Below are 16,861 nucleotides of genomic sequence, written 5' to 3' on the forward strand. Positions count from 1 at the left end.
TTTCCATGAACGATAAAAATAATAAAATCCCCTTTAACGAAGATAATTATACACACAACATTGATCGAAATAATGAAAGAAGATTAGATCGACGTGGGTTTATGAAGACTCTAGTGGGGGCTGCAGGAGTATTCGCTATTTCCTCTCTCCCATGGGGGGCTGTGGCAGCAAAGGAATTAATGGGGTTAGGAGATAAAGAGTATCCACACAAGAAAATAACAGATGTGAAAGCCATTCCTATAGGAAATGCAGTAGATTTCAAGTTTCCTGGTGAACATGACGATGCGATTCTGATTCGCTTATCTGAGGATAAGTATGTAGCCTATCAATCTGCTTGTACACATTTGCGCTGTCCTGTTTTCTGGGAAAAAGAGAAGGGTGAAATGATTTGTCCATGTCACCACGGTAAATTTGATGTGAACACAGGAGCACCAACAGCAGGTCCTCCAAGACGTCCTCTACCGGAAATTCAGGTGCAAGTGGAAAATGGAGCGGTTTACGCAGTTAGGGTGAAACGTTATGAAGTCTAAATACTTTGGAATTACAGCACTACTAGTGATTTTAATGCTTAACATCATTTTTACTCAAAAAATGGTACATCAATATTATTTTGAAAACTATACAAACTCTATTATTCTTGCTGGATTAAACATTTTACTATTTCCAATTGCTATCTTGATCTTCAAAAAAGATCAAAAGGGTGTGAAATAAATGAACAATGAAACATATTTAGATTTTTGCTTTGTGAAGCCGTCTACTGAAAACTTTTCTAAGGAAATTGACAACATTCTGTCAGAAGTATTTAAGAATGTTCGTGTTAATTGGTATCTAGAAGAAAAGTCGATAGAAGGGGCACAAGTGGTTGTAGCTGAAGTAAAAGGGATGAGTCGTTTTGATTCGGAAGATGATGTGATTACTCATTTAGAAAAAAACGGCGGCGAAGAGTTTTGGAATTATCTACAAGGCTATCAATTATATGTTTATTCAAATCGAAAAGGGTGTGGAAGTTGTGGAAACCATTAATTTAGAAAGTCTACAAGAATATGTTTCTACAGCTGTAGACATTTCTATTCAAGATAAAAACGGAGAAGAAAAGGCTCCTTACATTAGAAAAAGTTTAGTGAAGTTAGAAACTTGCCCAGATGATACTCATCTCCGCATTTTCTTTGATCATAAAAGATTCTTTGCTGTTCCATTAACATCGAAAGTTACCATGAACAAAGATGAATGGATCGCCTTTGATACATTTAGTGAATTATATTACGTCATCAGAAAGGTAGATTAATCATGAGTAGAACAAACCGAATTACACGTTGGGAACCAGAAGACGAACATTTTTGGCAAACAGAAGGAAAAAAACACGCTCGTAGAAACTTACTTATCTCAGTACCCACTTTAATGTTAGCGTTTATTGTATGGCAAATTTGGTCCGTTGTTGCTGTTAGACTAAATGATGTAGGCTTTAACTATACTCCAGAGCAGTTGTTTACTTTAGCTGCTATGCCTGGTTTAGTGGGAGCAACTCTACGATTCTTCTATACATTCTCAGTAGGTAAATTTGGTGGGCGAAACTGGGTGGTATTCTCAACTGCTATTTTAGCCATTCCCGCAGTAGGTATTGGTTTCGCTGTACAAAATCCAGACACACCTTACTCTGTTATGTTATTACTAGCGGCACTTTGTGGACTTGGTGGAGGTAACTTCTCATCTGCATCAGCCAATATGAGTTTCTTCTTTCCAAAGAAAGAAAAAGGTACAGCTTTAGGAATCAACGGTGGTCTTGGTAACATGGGGGTATCTGTTGTTCAATTCGTTACTCCTTTAGTGATTACATCAAGCACTTTTGCATTAATTGGTAATGGTCAAGTATTACCAACTGGAGCAACAGTTTGGCTTCAAAATGCAGCATTTGTTTGGGTAATTCCAATTGTAATATTAACAATCGTAGCTTACTTTGGAATGGATAATCTTCCTAATGCAAAACAATCAGTTGCGGATCAATTTGTCATTGTAAAACGTAAGCATACTTGGGTTATGACATGGTTATATGTAGCAACATTTGGTTCATTTATCGGTTATTCTGCAGCATTTCCATTATTATTAAAATCTCAGTTCCCTGAGCATATTGGTTTAGCCTTCTTAGGAGCATTCTTAGCAGCTGCCTTCAGACCAATTGGTGGTTGGATTTCAGATAAATTAGGTGGAGCGTTAGTAACTGCTTGGGTTTTAGTTTTCATGTCTGTAGGAGCAGGTTTTGTTATCTACTTTACAACTGAAAAACACTTTGCAGGATTCTTAGCTTCATTCTTAGTCTTATTTGCAGCAGCAGGTATCGGTTCAGGTTCTACTTTCCAAATGATCCCGGATATCTTCCCTGTTAAAGAAGCAGCACCTGTTCTAGGTTTCACTGCAGCATTTGCAGCTTACGGTTCCTTCTTTATTCCTAAGTTATTTGGTTGGTCAGTTGGAGCTACTGGAACTCCGGTAACAGCATTCTACTTCTTCATTGCATTCTATGTCATTTCGATTGGTTTAAACTGGTACTACTACCAAAGAGCTGGACATAAATTAATTCCTGAATCTAAGAGAGTCGCATAAACAATATAAGTTAAATAGATGGTCTCCAATATTCTTCATTTCTTCTGAAGATGAGAGGGACCATCTCTATTTTTTATTATTTTTCAAGTTAGTGATATTGCTTATAGGTTTTAGGTGCTAAAAGGGGGAGGAAGGTTAAATGGAGACTATTCAAGCTAAAAATCGAATCAGTTCCTATATTATACAATCTCAAGAGGAAGAAATTAAACGGATTGCTCTAGAGCTTCATGAAGGAGTAGGACAAACTTTATATAGTCTATTTACAGGTCTTCAAGTGATTGAGTCTGGAATGGAACAAGAAGATATGAAGAACTATATACAAGAAATGAATCAAATGCTCGCTCATACAATCCAAGAGATTAGATTATTATCCGTGGAGCTTCATCCACCAACATTAACTACTCTAGGACTATCACCTGCATTGAAAAGCTATCTAAATTTATATACGTCCACTTATGGAATTATGGTTGACCTTATCAACGAAGGGGAAGAACACAATTTAAAAGATCAAGAGAACATTACCCTTTTTCGTGTATGCCAAGAGGCGCTAGGGAATATTGCTAAATATGCAGACACTTCAAAAGTGCAAATGCTGCTGAAATGGGAGTCTGATCATCTATCTATTGAGATTACTGATTACGGTAACGGATTCGATGTCAATCTTGTTGAAGATAAATCAGCAGGTTTAGCAGCCATGAAGGAGCGAATGTTACTAATAGGGGGAAAATGTACTATTTCTTCCATCATGGGTGAAGGTACTACTATTAGAGTATTTCTACCGTTATAATAGTGGAATATCAAAAGTGAATCTTTCAATGATTTAAATGGTGTCATGTTTGACGAGGAGGATCAAAAAGTTGATAAAAATATTATTATGTGATGATCATTCTGTTGTCAGGATGGGTTTGAAGATGCTATTAAATAACCACCCTGAAATGGAAGTGATAGGAGAAGCTTCAGAAGGAAATGAAGGCATTCAGAAAGCACTCGAATTAAAGCCCAATGTTGTCGTGATGGATTTAAGCATGCCACACGGAAAGGATGGGCTTTCAGCTACATCTGAACTAAAGAAACTCATGCCTGAAGTAGTTATCTTAATTTTAACTATGCATGACGATGAAGAATATCTGTTTAGAGCCATCCAGGCGGGGGCTTCAGGTTGTATTTTAAAAAGTGCTCCACATGATGAACTGATAGGAGCCATCCATACAGTGGCAAATGGGAATGCCTATCTCCATCCTTCTGCTACAAAAAGATTAATGGAAGAATATATTGTTGGAGTGAAACAGGGTGATACGGATTCATTCAATTTATTATCTGATCGAGAACGAGAAGTGTTAACTTTGATTGCAAAGGGATATTCTAATAAAGAAATAGCGGAACAGCTCGTTATTAGTGTAAAAACCGTTGAAACTCATAAAGGTAATTTAATGGAGAAACTTCAGATGAAAACAAGACCTGAGTTAGTTACTTATGCACTTAAAAAAGGATTACTAGGTTATGGAGTATAAAGACGAATTGCTAGTAGGAAAAGCAACTGAAATGATTGATGAAGCTTGTCAAGAATTGTTAAAAGAGATTCAATGTGACTTTGTTGGTTTAGCTATACAGAATAAAAGAGGACCGGATATTAACTGGCGCTTTGCTGCAGGTAATCTCACTGACAAATACAAGAGGATTACAGTTCGTTACGGGAAAGGAATTGCAGGGGGAGTCATTCTAACAGGAAGACCGATGAGTGTAAATGACTTTCCAAACAATATTGTAGGGAAAGTATTGGAGTACCCGATTATGCTTGCAGAAAAACTCCTTTTTTCCTATGCAGTACCCATCCATGTTAAAGGAATCCCTAAAGGGGTGTTATTGGTTGGAAGAAGAACAAAGAATATCATTACAGTTGAAGAACAATTGATTGTACAAAAGTACGCTAACAAATTAGATGACATGTTAAATCATCTTATTTGATATAGAAGGTGACTATATGCAAAGAATTACAAAGGGAAAAGGAATTCATTTTCCTAAGAATTCAAATGAAGCAACTATTGTAGTTGATCAGTCAGGAAAGATTTCCTACATGAACCAACATGCTTGTCAAATATTTGGACTTACTGAAAAAAATATTAAGGATTACCAAATCAATCATCTATTACCAGACATTGTTCTGGACAAAGTTGAAGAGGGTGCCATTACTCAGTTATTTGCCAAACATTCGTCAGGTAAACAGTTTCCGCTATTATTCCGAACGAATTATTTTAGTTTAGGTGAACACCCCTATTTTTTTATAAGTTTTTTTGATTTAAAAGAAAATAACCCCTTTAGTGAGTTAGTAGATTTAAAATTTGCTCTTGATGAATCCACCATTGTCGCATTTACAGACAAACATGGTGTCATCCAATATGTAAATGATAAATTTTGTGAGGTGTCAAAGTACGGTAGAGAAGAACTACTTGGAAAAGACCATCGAATTATTAATTCAGGTTATCATTCTAAAGAGTTTATGAGTCATTTATGGAAAACTATTTCATCAGGTAAAGTCTGGAGCGGAGAAATTAAAAACAAAGCGAAAGATGGTACATATTACTGGGTTGATACAACCATTGTTCCTTTTTTAGACGAACATGGAAAACCATATAAATTTTTAGCCATTAGAAAAGAAATAACGGATTATAAACGAGTAGTTGAAGAATTAAAGAAATCCATGCAAGAGCTTGTTGATTTAAAATTTGCCCTTGATACGTCTTCCATTGTGGCGATTACAGATCAAAAAGGGATGATTAAGTTTGTTAATGAACAATTTTCAAACATCTCTAAATACTCAAAAGAAGAATTATTAGGGAAAGATCACCGAATTATTAATTCTGGGCATCATTCTAAAGAATTCTTTAAAGATTTATGGAAAACGATCTCTTCCGGTAAGGTTTGGAAGGGTGAAATTAAAAATAAGGCTAAAGATGGTTCCTATTACTGGGTAGACACAACTATCGTTCCATTTCTCGATGAGGAGGGAAAGCCGTATCAATATTTAGCGATACGCTACGAAATTACCGAAAGAAAAAAGGTCGAAGTTCAATTACAACAAATGATGACAAAAATTATCGATGTACAAGAGGAAGAGAGAAAAAGACTATCGAGGAACTTGCATGATGGTATTGGACAAAATTTGTATAGTCATTTAATCTCAATCAATATTCTTCAATCACAAGTTGAACACCCACTAATTGATCAGCTACAAGTTGAAGCAACAGAATTAATTGAAGAAGTTAGGAAAATCTCGCAAGAATTAAGACCTTCCGTATTAGATGACTTAGGTCTCGTTCCAGCAATACGTTCCTATTTAATACGATACTCTGATCATTATAAAATTGATGTCCAATTTGACTGTTATTTAAATGTTCGTCTCACGGCTAATAAGGAAATTACCATTTATCGTATTATTCAAGAGGCACTAACAAACATTCGAAAGTATGCCGAAACGGAAAAGGTGTCGGTCACTTTAAGAGAAGCAGAAGATACGTTAAGAGTGGTAATAGAAGACATGGGAAAAGGCTTTGATGTGTCTAATACTAACCGTGGTGTCGGATTATTTAGCATGGATGAGAGAGCTAAATCAGTGGGTGGAGACTTATTGATTCAATCAGAAATAGGAAAAGGTACGAAAATTTTACTTGAGGTCCCTTTATAAGTTAGTTCCAATTATCTTGAATGGAACTGGCTTTTTTATTTTTATCTTTAGCCAATAAATGGTATAAATAGTTTACGGGTAACTTATTTTTCTAGATTTGAATCTTCCAAGTCTATTAATAGAAAATAAAGAACGATTTGGGGGCTTATGAATATGGAATTCATTATCGGTAATAAAGTTAAGTTAAGAAAAATAAAAGAAGATGATTTAAAAATATTATGGCAGTTGATTTATGGAGTGGTAAATCCAGAATGGAAAAAATGGGATGCCCCATACTTCCCACTAAATCATATCGATTATGAAACCTTTTATAAAAGAGAAATAAAAGAAATCAATGGAGAAGAAGTAAGGTGGATGGCTATTGATGTGGATGGCGAAATTATTGGTACCGTAAGCTTTTATTGGGAACATCAACCTTCCAATTGGCTTGAAGCAGGAATTGTTATTTATAATCCAAAGTATTGGAACGGAGGATATGGAACAGAAGCGTTAAAGCTTTGGGTTGATACCATTTTTAAGACAAAGGATGTACCAAGAGTTGGTATTACCACTTGGTCAGGAAATGATCGCATGATGAAAGTGGCTGAAAAACTTGGTCTTCAATTAGAAGGGCGTATGCGTAAGTGTCGACAATACAATGGGGAGTATTATGATTCTATCCGAATGGGTATTTTAAGAGAGGAATGGGAAGAGATATACACTTAGGCACTATCTAATCCCAAAAGTTAAAAATGATTTCACCTACTATTGCTGGCTTCCATCTCTTAATCTGATTTAGTTCAGCGATGTTTAATTCATTCTCATTTAATATCAGATGATTTTTGTGATTTTTATATTGTATCGGTTCATATAACTCAGTAAATGTTAACACACGATAACCTTCTTGATATGGTAAGAACCTTGGTATGTCAATAAAATCAATGTTAAAAGCGTTCACGGATTTTGCAAAAGCTAAATAGGGGTAATGAGCGTTTAATAAAATGTGAATGATTTCCTTTTCATATTCTAATATAGCTTCGTAAAAATTCACATTGATTTCAGGTTGGTTAAATTCTAATAAAGTACCAGCAGTTAATCTACAGAGATGAATGCAGGTTTCTTTAAATTCTTTTCTATTTGTCATCGGAGGTTCATCTCTATAATAAAAACCCGAAACACCAGATTTTAATAACATTTTTAACTCCTTAGAGACAGGGATTAGTATATATTGAGGATACTAATCCCTGGCTCTATTTTAATTTTAGTGCAGTAGATCATTTTTTCTGTCTACATACATTTGGTTCGTTTGATCAACCTGAGCTAATTTAACCTCTGTCCAGTCATCTACTCCAACATGCTCTAGTTGTTTCTTTAGCCATCTCTCGTCTTTACCTAATTCCTGCAGTCCTTTTTTAATTAAATGCCCATCAATTACGACTGCTTGCGGTACTCCTCGTGAAAGAGCTGATAAATTCATGTCCTGACGTGTGACAGGTTGTATGTCGGATTTTTTTAATGCACTAATCGTTCCATCTGTTTCAAAGTATGCAAGTTCTACTTCATCTAAGTAAAAAATGTTCTTCTTTCGGAGCATGAAAAGAAGATTATCCATATTCAAACGGCCTTTTTTCATCGCTTCCTCTAATATTTTTCCCTGCTTAATAATAAGAAGTGGCTCACCATCTCCTACTTTACGAACTTTGTAAGATTTTACACCAAGCCAATCTAAAACGAGTGCGAGTAAACAAAACATAGATAAACCAGCTACGCCTACCCAAAGGGATATATTTACATTTAACATCATATTTGCAGCAACGGAACCAATCGTAATTCCGGCTACATAATCAAAAAACGTTACTTGGGCTATTAACTTTTTACCTAATAACCTACACCAAATTAATAACACGAAAAAAGCTATAATCGCTCTAAAAATAATTTGCCAATATTCCATAGTTAACACCTCACTAATTATTTTTCATTTTTATATATAAAAATAATCCATTTTTCATTATATAAAATTTGGTAAAAATTCTTCGTATAAGTAAATGTAAATTAGATGATGATAACGTTGGAATTCCAAATGACTACCCGGGGGTAAGAAATGAACACTGAACAACTTGGTGCACATGAAGTACTAGAACTCCATGAAGTTTTAACTTGTGCGATTAATAGCATTAATCAATTTCATATTTATGAAACACTTGTAACGGATGAGTCTTTATTAGAAATATTACATCATCAATTGAATTTTATGATCAATGAGTACAACCAGCTTATACAGCTAACACAAAAACCTGAAACAATGACAGAAGGGAAGAGCACATATAAAGTCTTTTCAGAGTTTGTGCCTAGATACGGATTAGATAATCCAATGCAGGTTTATCCTAAACCTTCTATACAGAATATGACTGACCAAGATCTTGCACAAGGGATGTTGAGTATCCATAAATCAAGTGCAGTCGTAAAAATGACAGCTTCTCTTGAAATCTCGAACAAAAACTTAAGAGATACGATTATTCAAAGTGCTAAAAACTGTTCTGATCAAGCCTATGAATTATTTGAATATATGAATAGACGAGGTTTTTATCAAGTCCCTACTTTAGTGAATCAAAATGACCTTTTAGCAAAATATATAGAAGCACCAAATGAAGATCAGTTAAGAAATGGTTTTCAATAAACATAATCCTAAAAGATTTAAATGGAGGAATGACTATGAATAATACACATAATGTCATTAATGAATGTAGACAACTTGCTCAACAATTAATTAATCAAACAGAACAAGGGAACCAACAATACAGACAAATGTTACAACAGGAACAACAAAACGCTCAAATGCTTGAGCAATTAGTTCAACGTGAGCGCCAAGCGGCTCAATATCTTCAACAAAGCTTACAAAATCATCATATTGCGATCCAACGTTGTCAAGAAGTGATTAACCTTTGTAACCAAATGGAACAACAAATGTCTACTCAAATGGGAATCTCTAGCTACCAACCGGTTAGCGGCCAACACATTCCTTCGTATAACACACAACAACACATGACATTCCGTCAACAAGGTCATTAATGTTTGAATATAACCTTCTTGAAGCTAGAGATTTCTCTAGCTTTTTTTCAATGTTTAAAACACCAATAGAATAGGTGTTTAATGCATCAATTAGCTATAAATGGGGATGATTATAGTAAGTTTAGCAAGCCTTGGACTTCTGAATGTAGGAGGGATGGTAGTTTGAAAAAACAATTTGCAGTGATTGGACTAGGAAGATTCGGCGGAAGTTTGGTAGAGGAATTTCACTATCTAGGTGTTGATGTATTAGCAGTTGACCGAGACGAAGAAAAGGTTGAAAGATACAGTAAATTTGCTACTCATGCCGTTCAAGCAAATGCCATAAATGAAAATACACTTAAAGAGCTTGGAATAAAAAACATGGACCATGTCATTGTTTCTTTTGGTCATGATATTGAAACAAGCATACTAACGACCCTTTTTTTAAAAGAACTAGGGGTAAATCAAGTATGGGTGAAAGCATCAAATATCTACCACCAAAGGGTTTTAGAAAAGATCGGTGCGGACCGAGTCATCCATCCCGAGCGTGATATGGCCAAGAGAATTGCCCATCATGTCATTTCTGAGAAAATAATTGATTATATCGAGCTATCTAAGGATCATAGCATTGTTGAAATTGTCTGCTCTGAAAAATTACATCAAAGAACCTTACAAGACTTAGATGTACGTGCTAAGTTTGGATGTAATATTATTGGGATCCAAAGGGGAGAAGATATCATCATTTCGCCTGTAGCAGATGAACGTATTTATAAAAATGATATCTTAATCGTAATCGGAGAAAACCGTGATTTGCACCGCTTTGAGGTACAAGGAGTATAGGTATAATTGACTAACTTACATATTTGAATCAAAAATTAAAGGACATTGATTAACTAATGCAGAAATATTGAAAATTAAGTATGAATTTCGATTATAAAGTTGGAGTGGAAATATGATTGGCTACAAGAATGTGATGGAAGAGATTGTAATTGCGTTAGTAACTATGTCTATAAATGGTCCAGACTATCAAACTTTCTGTAAATGTGAGAAGTGTAAAAACGATATTATCGCTTTAAGTTTAAATAACCTTCCAAGCCATTACATTACAAGTGAGGAAGGTCGAAAAATGGTATATGAAAAGTTAAATACGCCTGAAAATCGTAAATGGATTAATAAGAGGATCATTACGGCTATTCATGTAGTAGGAAAATATCCAAAACATGATTAGTTATGCATAAACGGAAAAAAATGGAGACTCATAGGATTGACTGAGTCTCCATATTTATTTTATGATCGTCAAATGACAATACTAGTTATTGAATCGGGGACCAATTCACTTTCCAAATTCCCTTTTCATCTTTTGAAAGCCCAAAGCCAAGACCAAGTTCTTCTTCTATTGAGATATAAGATGTTCCGTCGTTTACAATAACCTCATTTAGTTGGCCCTCTTTTACTGATTGAAGTAATGAGGAAGAATTCGGTTCTTTCTTCGCATCTATATACTCCTCAACCGTTTCAAAGGTCTTTACATACTGTTTATCATCTATAAATAGTGCATACTGCGTACGATAATCTTTGATTTCTTCCGCATACATCCATAACTGGAAAACGTCGGATGGTGATAACTCTGCTAATAAATCATCTGTTTTTGTAGATTTAAATTCATTATAGATGGAATTTAGATGACCTTGTAAAACCATTCTATTTTCCGAATCTTTTTGAATCGAAAAAGGTTTTTGGATAGGTTCGTCTTCCTTAGGTAACAAGATCCTTTCGATGGCTGCTTCATCTTGTATCACTTCATTTTCTTTATGCTTCACAATATATTGATTCAGAATGAGCGTTACCCCTTCGATATCTGCTGAAGCTGCTAGGCCAAATGTTTTTTCTACAAGTTGTTGATCCTTGGAATTAAAGGCAATAATCGGTGCGAGACTATAATCATCAATCGGCAAGTTAGCTAATGAATCTTGATCCGGAATAAACGTTGCGTAAGCTGAAGATTGATTTTTCGTATACTTAATCGTTCCCGTTACTGCTGAACTTCCTCTAAAGCTTGCTGTAAGAAGTTTCGATTCTTTAAACCGATTCTTTTCAACTAAGGTCCAACCGTTTATTTGGTCACCCACCATAAGATTAGGAAATAATTCATCCGCTTGAGTATTAGAATGTTCGCCTAAAGGTGCATCAAATAATCCTGTTTGACTACCAACGAATCCACCAACTATGAAAATAAAGCTCGCTACTGCCACACCTGTTAAAGCTTTAGGAAGAAGATATCTGGTGTTTTTTATTGATTTTTCACGTGTATTAATTCGGTTTCTCACTTTTTGTTTCTCAAATTCGGAAAAAGTAGACTTACTATCTTTCATTTCATGGTTAATAGCTCCTTGAATTTCTTTCTTTACGTTATCCATGTTGTTCACCTCTATCACTAAATAAATACATTTTCTTTATCCTATCTTGCCCTCGATATAGACGGCTTTTGACAGTGGAAAGGGGCAGCGTTAACATTTCACTAATCTCATGAAGAGTGTGTTCTTGATAAAAATACAATAGTATAACTTCACGGTATTTTACGGGCAAGTCCCAGATGATTTTAGATAATTCGGTACTAAATTCTTTATCTATTATGGAGGCATCTGGCCCTTTATTATTGTCTTTCTTAAAGAATAGTATTTTTTCATTTAACACCATGTTTCGGTAACTCCAGCTTTTTAAATAATCTTTACTTTTATTGATTGCGATACGATAAATCCAAGTTTTAAAAGAAGATTTCTGTTGAAAGGTTTCTAATTTTTCATAGCAAGTAATAAACACTTCTTGAGTAAGGTCACTTGCTATATCCCAGTCTTTTACATAGGAAAAGATAAGCCTCTTTATGACTGTACCGTATTCGTCCATAATACATTCAATTACAATGGATCGATCGTCAGTCGTGGCAATTATGGTTTCAAGATTGCTTCTACTGTTCACGTCAGTAAACCTCCAAGGTGGTAGCACGGTTCCCGGGACCCTGCATTAAACATTTATTTTAGCATTTTTAATTCTGCTGTTTAGACGATGGTCTCTAATAAAAAGTCTCAATTTATTTAATATTATTTTTAAGTTAATGTTATGTAAAATAAAAAAAGACACGCCAGTGTCTTTTTTGCACTAATAAGTCTTTTATTTTTCTTCAAAATAATCTCTAAATTCCTCTTGGTCATTAGTTTCTTTGCCATGATAATAAGGATTATCTACTGTACTGTCCTTTGGATCTAAATTAGTTTTAATAACTAGAAATGGTTGCGAAGTTGGTTTGGCAATCATTCGGTCATTTAGGATATCAAAGTCGGGCATTTTTTCATTTCCAGGTTTTCTTGGTTCCAAAATTAGCACCTCCCTAGAAATAGGTTGTTAAAAGAAACCAATAAATATGTATGGTTTCGAAAATACGACGTTAATAGTTGGTATTATTCTCTTTCAAAAATTATACTGTACAAGAAAAGATTTCCTTTGTAATATAAAAAAAGAAGATTAAAGGAGTGATGTAGTATGAAAATGATCTCTATGGTGGTTTTTAATTAAGAACGGAAGACTAATAGACTAGGTACTTCCGCTAAAGGTTTAAAGATATTTTAGGAGGAAGTCATTGTGTCTATTCAATTAAAAAAAGTTACAAAAGATAATTGGGATGAGTGTATAGAACTAAGAGTGGGGAAGAAACAGGAGCACTTTGTAGCCTCTAACCTCTACTCTATTGCGGAAGTACAGTTTCTAAATAATTTTGAAGCGATGGCAATTTATAATAATAACGAAATGATTGGTTTTACCATGTTTGGACTAGACCCAGATGATTCAAATTATTGGATTTATAGAATGATGATTGATGAAAAGCACCAAGGAAAAGGTTATGGAAAAGCAGCTTTAGAGAACGTAATTGACTACCTCAAAAAGAAACCAGACTGCAAGCTCGTTATGGTTGGGTATCATCAAGAAAATCTCAGTGCACATAAATTATATGAGAGCGTAGGCTTTACTCCAAAAGGGTTAGCACCATGGGGTGAACTCATAGCGTCCTATCCATTTATTTAATCTGTTTTCGTAATAATTGTTAAGCAGTTTATATATGTGAGAAGCATTAAAGTTTTAGAAGAGAGTCTTTATTTAAAGGGGGTGTTTTGTAACGACAAAGCATTTCGCATTTCTGTAGTTATTCTTCTTTAAGAATATATGAATATACTACAGATCGGAGAGATTGTAATGATAGTTGAACTAAAGCAAGATGAGTATAAAAGAGTACTTCCTATTATTAAAGGGATTAACAATCCAGTTATTGGTGGGGTTGTTGGGCAAAATAACCGAGGTAAAGTATTTGTAGACCAATATGAAAACCCAACCACGGCTTTTATTTGGGCAACTAATGAAATGTTTTTCCTTTGCGGCAATCATCTTAATGATGAATTTAATCATACTTTAGAAAAATTTGTTGTTGAGAAGATAAAGGAAGAGGCACTATCCACCGGTGACGACGGTTTTAATCTAGAATTGTACCCGAGAAATCTTTGGGAGCCAAAAATACATTCTATCTTTAAAAATAATAAACTTTTAATGGGAGAGAGAGTACCATTTGATTTTGATGAACTTACGTTTAATCAATCTAGCCAAACTAGTATTCCGTCTCCATATAAGTGTATAAAAATCAGCCCAAAATTATTGGAGGAGGACTCTTCCAATATCGTCGCAGAAGAGATTTTAAAATTTTGGCCAACAACATCTTCTTTTTTTGAAAAAGGATTAGGGTATTCAGTTCTCTATAATGATCAGGTGGTCGGTACTTGTATTGGTGTTTACGTCAGTGGTGTAGATGTCGAAATCGGGATAAACACATACAGCACGGAGCATCGAGGGAAAGGTCTTGCTTCTATTATGGCTTTTGATTTCATAAAAGACTGTTTAAGAAATGGACTTATTCCTCACTGGACAACGGAAAGCTTTCGACTAGATTCCATTCGAATAGCAGAAAAGTTTGGTTTTATTAAGCAAGAGAACTACACTGTTTATCACTTACCTTTTGCATTATTCAAATAATATTATTTGGCACTACCTTTGTGGTAGTGTTTTTTTTATTAATGTAAATTAGCATACTTGTTTTTTTAATCATTATAAAAAATAAACGCAAGGATATTTATTTATCCTTTGCGTCTTGAAGTTTAATAGTTTTATTTATAAAGATAGAGCTTTTTGCAGATTACTTTTAATGGAGATTTCTGTAAAATCAATTCCTAATTGGACTGCCGTTTGGGCTAACTCTGGCCTCATTCCTGATAGAGTCGATTTAACACCAATAAACTTTAAAGCTGTAATTAACTGAAACAAATCATGTGCAACCATTGTGTCAATAACAGGTACCCCTGATAAATCAATATATATTTCGGTAATTTTTTTATCGCCGCACTGTTCCAACGTTGATTGTAAAATGAATTTTGCTCGTTCCGAATCAATTAATCCCACTAGTGGAAGAACACCTTTTCCCTTTGCAATTGGAATAACAGGAGAACTTAACTCATTAATCACTTCTTGCTGTGCATGGAGTTGTTTTTCAGTAATCTCAGTATAGGTGATAGTAAAGCTCTCTATAATTTCTAAAAAGGCGTGATTAACTAAATCAGTCCAAAGTAAAACTTCTTGAGTACTAACCGATTTAGAATGTTCATTAATAAATTGATGAATAAATTGAAAAAAAATCAGCCTAAAATTTTTAAATTGCTGAATAATTTCAATTAGCTGTGTGTTCGTTTTTACCCTTTCTTCAGCCACGTTTTTAGCCCAAATTCGGAAATCCTTCTTGAATACGTTTTCTTCCTCAATAAAAACTTTACTTAACATCTTAATAAGATGCTCATTCTGTTCCTTTAACATTTCAATTACAGAAGAAGGTGCTAGTCGGGAATAGACGGACTGAGAGGAGTACCCTAAAGTTGATATCCACTTTTCTGTAATGATGGAACAATGGTCCAAAAGATATTCATAAAGCTTTGGGTTTTTATGCATATATATATCCTCCAGGGAAATCCATTTTTTATCACTATGTATAACCTTAATTATATGGGAAATGGACTTTTTTAGCACGATTAAACTGTAATACTACGTTACAGGTAATGAACTATTCCAAATTAAAATCATAATTTGCCTTTTTTAAGTGAAAAATAATTAAATGGAAGCTTTAAAACATTGTACATTACAATAACAGGAGTGGTTTTAATCAAATGATTTTCTATGCATGTGTCAAATATGATGAGCATCAGCCACAAACATATAAAGGAATAGAAGTGTCTATGTTAGGTATTTCTTCTGACATTGTGGCTACATTTGAATCCTATGATCCATTAGAAGACTTTAGAAACTTTGTCAGTTGGTCAGAAGGTGTAGGAGAGGATAATGTCGGATATTGTGATAGTTTGAAACACTTTGCAAAGGACTATTCTGCTGTTTCTGAAGACGCATCAAAAATCATGTTGTCTATGATCTATGGGCAACATCAAGATTGCGCAAATTCATATAGTTAAGGAGCCAGTATATGACTGGTTCTTTTTTTGCCTCTACCTGGATTTTAAGCTTCAATCCCTCCTTGTAAAACTATCCTACTATAACTTGAAAAGTGCTAAATGTTACAGTCAAAGAGCAAATGAAAATCTATAATCAAGTATATGTACAAGCTCTTTTCAGTTTGGAGGAAAATAAAAATGAATATATTTGACTTCATTATAAATATTATTGAAGAAAAAGGTCCTGTTACGTTATCCTCTTTATGTGATGAAGTAAACAGTTTGAATTACAAAAAAGTAGAAAATGAATTTAAATTACAAGTGTCCCAGATAAGGTCGGTGCTAACTCAAAAAAATGACCTGTTTCTAGTGGTAGATGACCTAGTCTCAATTAAACCTAGTCCTAAATTAATAGCCTTGACAGTTGTACTTGAAGCATTTCAAGGACCATGCTATAAGATTACAGTTAATTTCATAAAAGAGACATTTTACGTTTTTGAATGGAATGATGAAGGTAAACCCATTCCCACAAGGAATCCAAAGACGATTGGATCAGTCTCTCAATTTAAGAAGGAGATTTCTCGAATAACTATCCAAGATTGGGAAGAGGATTATCAACTAGAATACTTAGTTCTTGATGGAATTTTCTGGTCCATTAAACTTTGTACAGAAGAAAAAATATATGAAAGGGAAGGTTTACAATCATTTCCAAAAGAATGGCCTCAATTTTGCTTGGCATTGAAAAAGTTAACAGGAATTAAAATATTATAAATTCCACCTTAATTACGGACACTCCCAGTCTGATAATCCAGTAAAAATAGGGAATTATAATAATAATTTCACTATTAGGGAGTGATTTTCATGAAAAAAGAAAACGTCTATGAATGTCAAGAAGATATGGATTTAGTCCATCATCAACTTGTGGAACAAATTGCTCGAATCAGTGTAGATGAAGAAGAAGAACGTATGAGGGATGAAATGGAGTTAAACTCAAAAGATTAGATGAAAACTTTAGTCTTTTACT

Annotated in this window: 25 protein-coding genes; 19 read left to right on the top strand and 6 right to left on the bottom strand. The window is 34.3% G+C overall.

The window, feature by feature from the left end; genetic code table 11:
* Positions 1–5 precede the first annotated feature (5 nt).
* The 10 genes from SM124_RS07545 (at position 6) to SM124_RS07590 (ending at position 6,985) form a co-directional block, all read left to right on the top strand.
* On the top strand, positions 6–530 hold the full coding sequence (locus tag SM124_RS07545) for a QcrA and Rieske domain-containing protein (protein ID WP_322445890.1): 525 nt from the start codon (positions 6–8) through the stop codon (positions 528–530).
* Positions 520–711 carry a hypothetical protein gene (locus SM124_RS07550; protein WP_322445891.1) on the top strand — a complete coding sequence of 64 codons (192 nt, stop codon included), beginning with the start codon at positions 520–522 and terminating at the stop codon, positions 709–711. Before SM124_RS07545 ends, SM124_RS07550 begins: the two co-directional genes overlap by 11 nt.
* Positions 712–1,023: a hypothetical protein gene (locus SM124_RS07555; RefSeq protein ID WP_322445892.1), complete on the top strand. Its 312-nt coding sequence runs from the start codon at positions 712–714 to the stop codon at positions 1,021–1,023.
* Entirely contained in the window at positions 1,010–1,285 is a 276-nt protein-coding gene (locus tag SM124_RS07560; RefSeq protein ID WP_322445893.1) for a hypothetical protein, read from the top strand. The genes SM124_RS07555 and SM124_RS07560 overlap by 14 nt, the downstream gene beginning before the upstream one ends.
* 2 nt (positions 1,286–1,287) lie before the next feature.
* A complete protein-coding gene (locus SM124_RS07565) occupies positions 1,288–2,598 on the top strand; it encodes an MFS transporter (RefSeq protein ID WP_322445894.1) in 1,311 nt (436 codons plus the stop codon).
* Between the two features lie 139 nt (positions 2,599–2,737).
* Complete coding sequence (locus tag SM124_RS07570) at positions 2,738–3,385, top strand: sensor histidine kinase (RefSeq protein WP_322445895.1); 648 nt, start codon at positions 2,738–2,740, stop codon at positions 3,383–3,385.
* Positions 3,386–3,455: 70 nt separating this feature from the next.
* Positions 3,456–4,109, top strand: coding sequence for a response regulator (locus SM124_RS07575; RefSeq protein ID WP_322445896.1), 654 nt, complete (start codon positions 3,456–3,458; stop codon positions 4,107–4,109).
* Complete coding sequence (locus SM124_RS07580) at positions 4,099–4,563, top strand: GAF domain-containing protein (protein WP_322445897.1); 465 nt, start codon at positions 4,099–4,101, stop codon at positions 4,561–4,563. The genes SM124_RS07575 and SM124_RS07580 overlap by 11 nt, the downstream gene beginning before the upstream one ends.
* 16 nt (positions 4,564–4,579) lie before the next feature.
* Positions 4,580–6,280, top strand: coding sequence for a sensor histidine kinase (locus SM124_RS07585; RefSeq protein ID WP_322445898.1), 1,701 nt, complete (start codon positions 4,580–4,582; stop codon positions 6,278–6,280).
* A gap of 153 nt (positions 6,281–6,433) precedes the next feature.
* Entirely contained in the window at positions 6,434–6,985 is a 552-nt protein-coding gene (locus SM124_RS07590; RefSeq protein ID WP_407691381.1) for a GNAT family N-acetyltransferase, read from the top strand.
* Positions 6,986–6,992: 7 nt separating this feature from the next.
* Here SM124_RS07590 and SM124_RS07595 read toward each other — a convergent pair whose 3' ends face one another.
* Together SM124_RS07595 and SM124_RS07600 are read right to left on the bottom strand one after the other, a co-directional pair.
* On the bottom strand, positions 6,993–7,403 hold the full coding sequence (locus SM124_RS07595; RefSeq protein ID WP_322445900.1) for a hypothetical protein: 411 nt from the start codon (positions 7,401–7,403) through the stop codon (positions 6,993–6,995).
* 117 nt (positions 7,404–7,520) lie between these two features.
* Entirely contained in the window at positions 7,521–8,210 is a 690-nt protein-coding gene (locus SM124_RS07600) for a DUF421 domain-containing protein (protein WP_322445901.1), read from the bottom strand.
* 150 nt (positions 8,211–8,360) lie between these two features.
* Between SM124_RS07600 and SM124_RS07605 the strand changes: the two genes are divergently transcribed.
* The 4 genes from SM124_RS07605 (at position 8,361) to SM124_RS07620 (ending at position 10,535) form a co-directional block, all read left to right on the top strand.
* The gene (locus SM124_RS07605; protein ID WP_322445902.1) at positions 8,361–8,936 is read left to right on the top strand and encodes a spore coat protein; all 576 of its coding nucleotides are present in this window, start codon (positions 8,361–8,363) and stop codon (positions 8,934–8,936) included.
* Positions 8,937–8,971: 35 nt separating this feature from the next.
* On the top strand, positions 8,972–9,328 hold the full coding sequence (locus SM124_RS07610; RefSeq protein WP_322445903.1) for a hypothetical protein: 357 nt from the start codon (positions 8,972–8,974) through the stop codon (positions 9,326–9,328).
* 162 nt (positions 9,329–9,490) lie between these two features.
* Positions 9,491–10,147, top strand: a complete 657-nt coding sequence (locus tag SM124_RS07615) for a potassium channel family protein (RefSeq protein WP_322445904.1) — start codon at positions 9,491–9,493, stop codon at positions 10,145–10,147.
* Positions 10,148–10,259: 112 nt separating this feature from the next.
* On the top strand, positions 10,260–10,535 hold the full coding sequence (locus SM124_RS07620; protein ID WP_322445905.1) for a late competence development ComFB family protein: 276 nt from the start codon (positions 10,260–10,262) through the stop codon (positions 10,533–10,535).
* 85 nt (positions 10,536–10,620) lie between these two features.
* Here SM124_RS07620 and SM124_RS07625 read toward each other — a convergent pair whose 3' ends face one another.
* The 3 genes from SM124_RS07625 to SM124_RS07635 form a co-directional block, all read right to left on the bottom strand.
* The gene (locus SM124_RS07625; RefSeq protein ID WP_322445906.1) at positions 10,621–11,724 is read right to left on the bottom strand and encodes a hypothetical protein; all 1,104 of its coding nucleotides are present in this window, start codon (positions 11,722–11,724) and stop codon (positions 10,621–10,623) included.
* Positions 11,717–12,283, bottom strand: coding sequence for a sigma-70 family RNA polymerase sigma factor (locus tag SM124_RS07630; protein WP_322445907.1), 567 nt, complete (start codon positions 12,281–12,283; stop codon positions 11,717–11,719). The genes SM124_RS07625 and SM124_RS07630 overlap by 8 nt, the downstream gene beginning before the upstream one ends.
* Before the next feature lie 192 nt (positions 12,284–12,475).
* Positions 12,476–12,679 (bottom strand): hypothetical protein, encoded by a 204-nt coding sequence (locus tag SM124_RS07635; protein WP_322445908.1) that lies wholly within the window; start codon positions 12,677–12,679, stop codon positions 12,476–12,478.
* A 264-nt stretch (positions 12,680–12,943) separates the two neighbouring features.
* On the opposite strand from SM124_RS07635, the gene SM124_RS07640 reads away from it, so the two are divergent.
* Entirely contained in the window at positions 12,944–13,384 is a 441-nt protein-coding gene (locus SM124_RS07640; RefSeq protein WP_322445909.1) for a GNAT family N-acetyltransferase, read from the top strand.
* 168 nt (positions 13,385–13,552) lie between these two features.
* Positions 13,553–14,380 (top strand): GNAT family N-acetyltransferase, encoded by an 828-nt coding sequence (locus SM124_RS07645; protein ID WP_322445910.1) that lies wholly within the window; start codon positions 13,553–13,555, stop codon positions 14,378–14,380.
* Between the two features lie 135 nt (positions 14,381–14,515).
* On the opposite strand, the gene SM124_RS07650 is transcribed toward SM124_RS07645, so the two are convergent.
* Positions 14,516–15,343, bottom strand: coding sequence for an STAS domain-containing protein (locus SM124_RS07650; protein WP_322445911.1), 828 nt, complete (start codon positions 15,341–15,343; stop codon positions 14,516–14,518).
* 215 nt (positions 15,344–15,558) lie between these two features.
* Between SM124_RS07650 and SM124_RS07655 the strand changes: the two genes are divergently transcribed.
* The 3 genes from SM124_RS07655 to SM124_RS07665 all read left to right on the top strand — a co-directional run bounded on the left by SM124_RS07655 (position 15,559) and on the right by SM124_RS07665 (position 16,839).
* The gene (locus tag SM124_RS07655) at positions 15,559–15,858 is read left to right on the top strand and encodes a hypothetical protein (protein ID WP_322445912.1); all 300 of its coding nucleotides are present in this window, start codon (positions 15,559–15,561) and stop codon (positions 15,856–15,858) included.
* A 177-nt stretch (positions 15,859–16,035) separates the two neighbouring features.
* Entirely contained in the window at positions 16,036–16,608 is a 573-nt protein-coding gene (locus SM124_RS07660; protein ID WP_322445913.1) for a hypothetical protein, read from the top strand.
* A gap of 90 nt (positions 16,609–16,698) precedes the next feature.
* Positions 16,699–16,839: a hypothetical protein gene (locus SM124_RS07665; protein ID WP_322445914.1), complete on the top strand. Its 141-nt coding sequence runs from the start codon at positions 16,699–16,701 to the stop codon at positions 16,837–16,839.
* The last annotated feature ends 22 nt before the right edge of the window (positions 16,840–16,861 follow it).

Source organism: Robertmurraya mangrovi (assembly GCF_034427655.1).
Taxonomy (GTDB): Bacteria; Bacillota; Bacilli; order Bacillales; family Cytobacillaceae; genus Robertmurraya_A; species Robertmurraya_A mangrovi.

Bases quoted from the DNA above. Each gene is read 5' to 3' on its own strand.
- SM124_RS07545 (WP_322445890.1), top strand. From the start codon at position 6: ATGAACGATAAAAATAATAAAATCCCCTTTAACGAAGATAATTATACA.
- SM124_RS07550 (WP_322445891.1), top strand. From the start codon at position 520: ATGAAGTCTAAATACTTTGGAATTACAGCACTACTAGTGATTTTAATG.
- SM124_RS07555 (WP_322445892.1), top strand. From the start codon at position 712: ATGAACAATGAAACATATTTAGATTTTTGCTTTGTGAAGCCGTCTACT.
- SM124_RS07565 (WP_322445894.1), top strand. From the start codon at position 1,288: ATGAGTAGAACAAACCGAATTACACGTTGGGAACCAGAAGACGAACAT.
- SM124_RS07570 (WP_322445895.1), top strand. From the start codon at position 2,738: ATGGAGACTATTCAAGCTAAAAATCGAATCAGTTCCTATATTATACAA.
- SM124_RS07580 (WP_322445897.1), top strand. From the start codon at position 4,099: ATGGAGTATAAAGACGAATTGCTAGTAGGAAAAGCAACTGAAATGATT.
- SM124_RS07585 (WP_322445898.1), top strand. From the start codon at position 4,580: ATGCAAAGAATTACAAAGGGAAAAGGAATTCATTTTCCTAAGAATTCA.
- SM124_RS07590 (WP_407691381.1), top strand. From the start codon at position 6,434: ATGGAATTCATTATCGGTAATAAAGTTAAGTTAAGAAAAATAAAAGAA.
- SM124_RS07595 (WP_322445900.1), bottom strand. From the start codon at position 7,403: ATGACAAATAGAAAAGAATTTAAAGAAACCTGCATTCATCTCTGTAGA.
- SM124_RS07600 (WP_322445901.1), bottom strand. From the start codon at position 8,210: ATGGAATATTGGCAAATTATTTTTAGAGCGATTATAGCTTTTTTCGTG.
- SM124_RS07605 (WP_322445902.1), top strand. From the start codon at position 8,361: ATGAACACTGAACAACTTGGTGCACATGAAGTACTAGAACTCCATGAA.
- SM124_RS07610 (WP_322445903.1), top strand. From the start codon at position 8,972: ATGAATAATACACATAATGTCATTAATGAATGTAGACAACTTGCTCAA.
- SM124_RS07620 (WP_322445905.1), top strand. From the start codon at position 10,260: ATGATTGGCTACAAGAATGTGATGGAAGAGATTGTAATTGCGTTAGTA.
- SM124_RS07625 (WP_322445906.1), bottom strand. From the start codon at position 11,724: ATGGATAACGTAAAGAAAGAAATTCAAGGAGCTATTAACCATGAAATG.
- SM124_RS07645 (WP_322445910.1), top strand. From the start codon at position 13,553: ATGATAGTTGAACTAAAGCAAGATGAGTATAAAAGAGTACTTCCTATT.
- SM124_RS07650 (WP_322445911.1), bottom strand. From the start codon at position 15,343: ATGCATAAAAACCCAAAGCTTTATGAATATCTTTTGGACCATTGTTCC.
- SM124_RS07655 (WP_322445912.1), top strand. From the start codon at position 15,559: ATGATTTTCTATGCATGTGTCAAATATGATGAGCATCAGCCACAAACA.
- SM124_RS07660 (WP_322445913.1), top strand. From the start codon at position 16,036: ATGAATATATTTGACTTCATTATAAATATTATTGAAGAAAAAGGTCCT.
- SM124_RS07665 (WP_322445914.1), top strand. From the start codon at position 16,699: ATGAAAAAAGAAAACGTCTATGAATGTCAAGAAGATATGGATTTAGTC.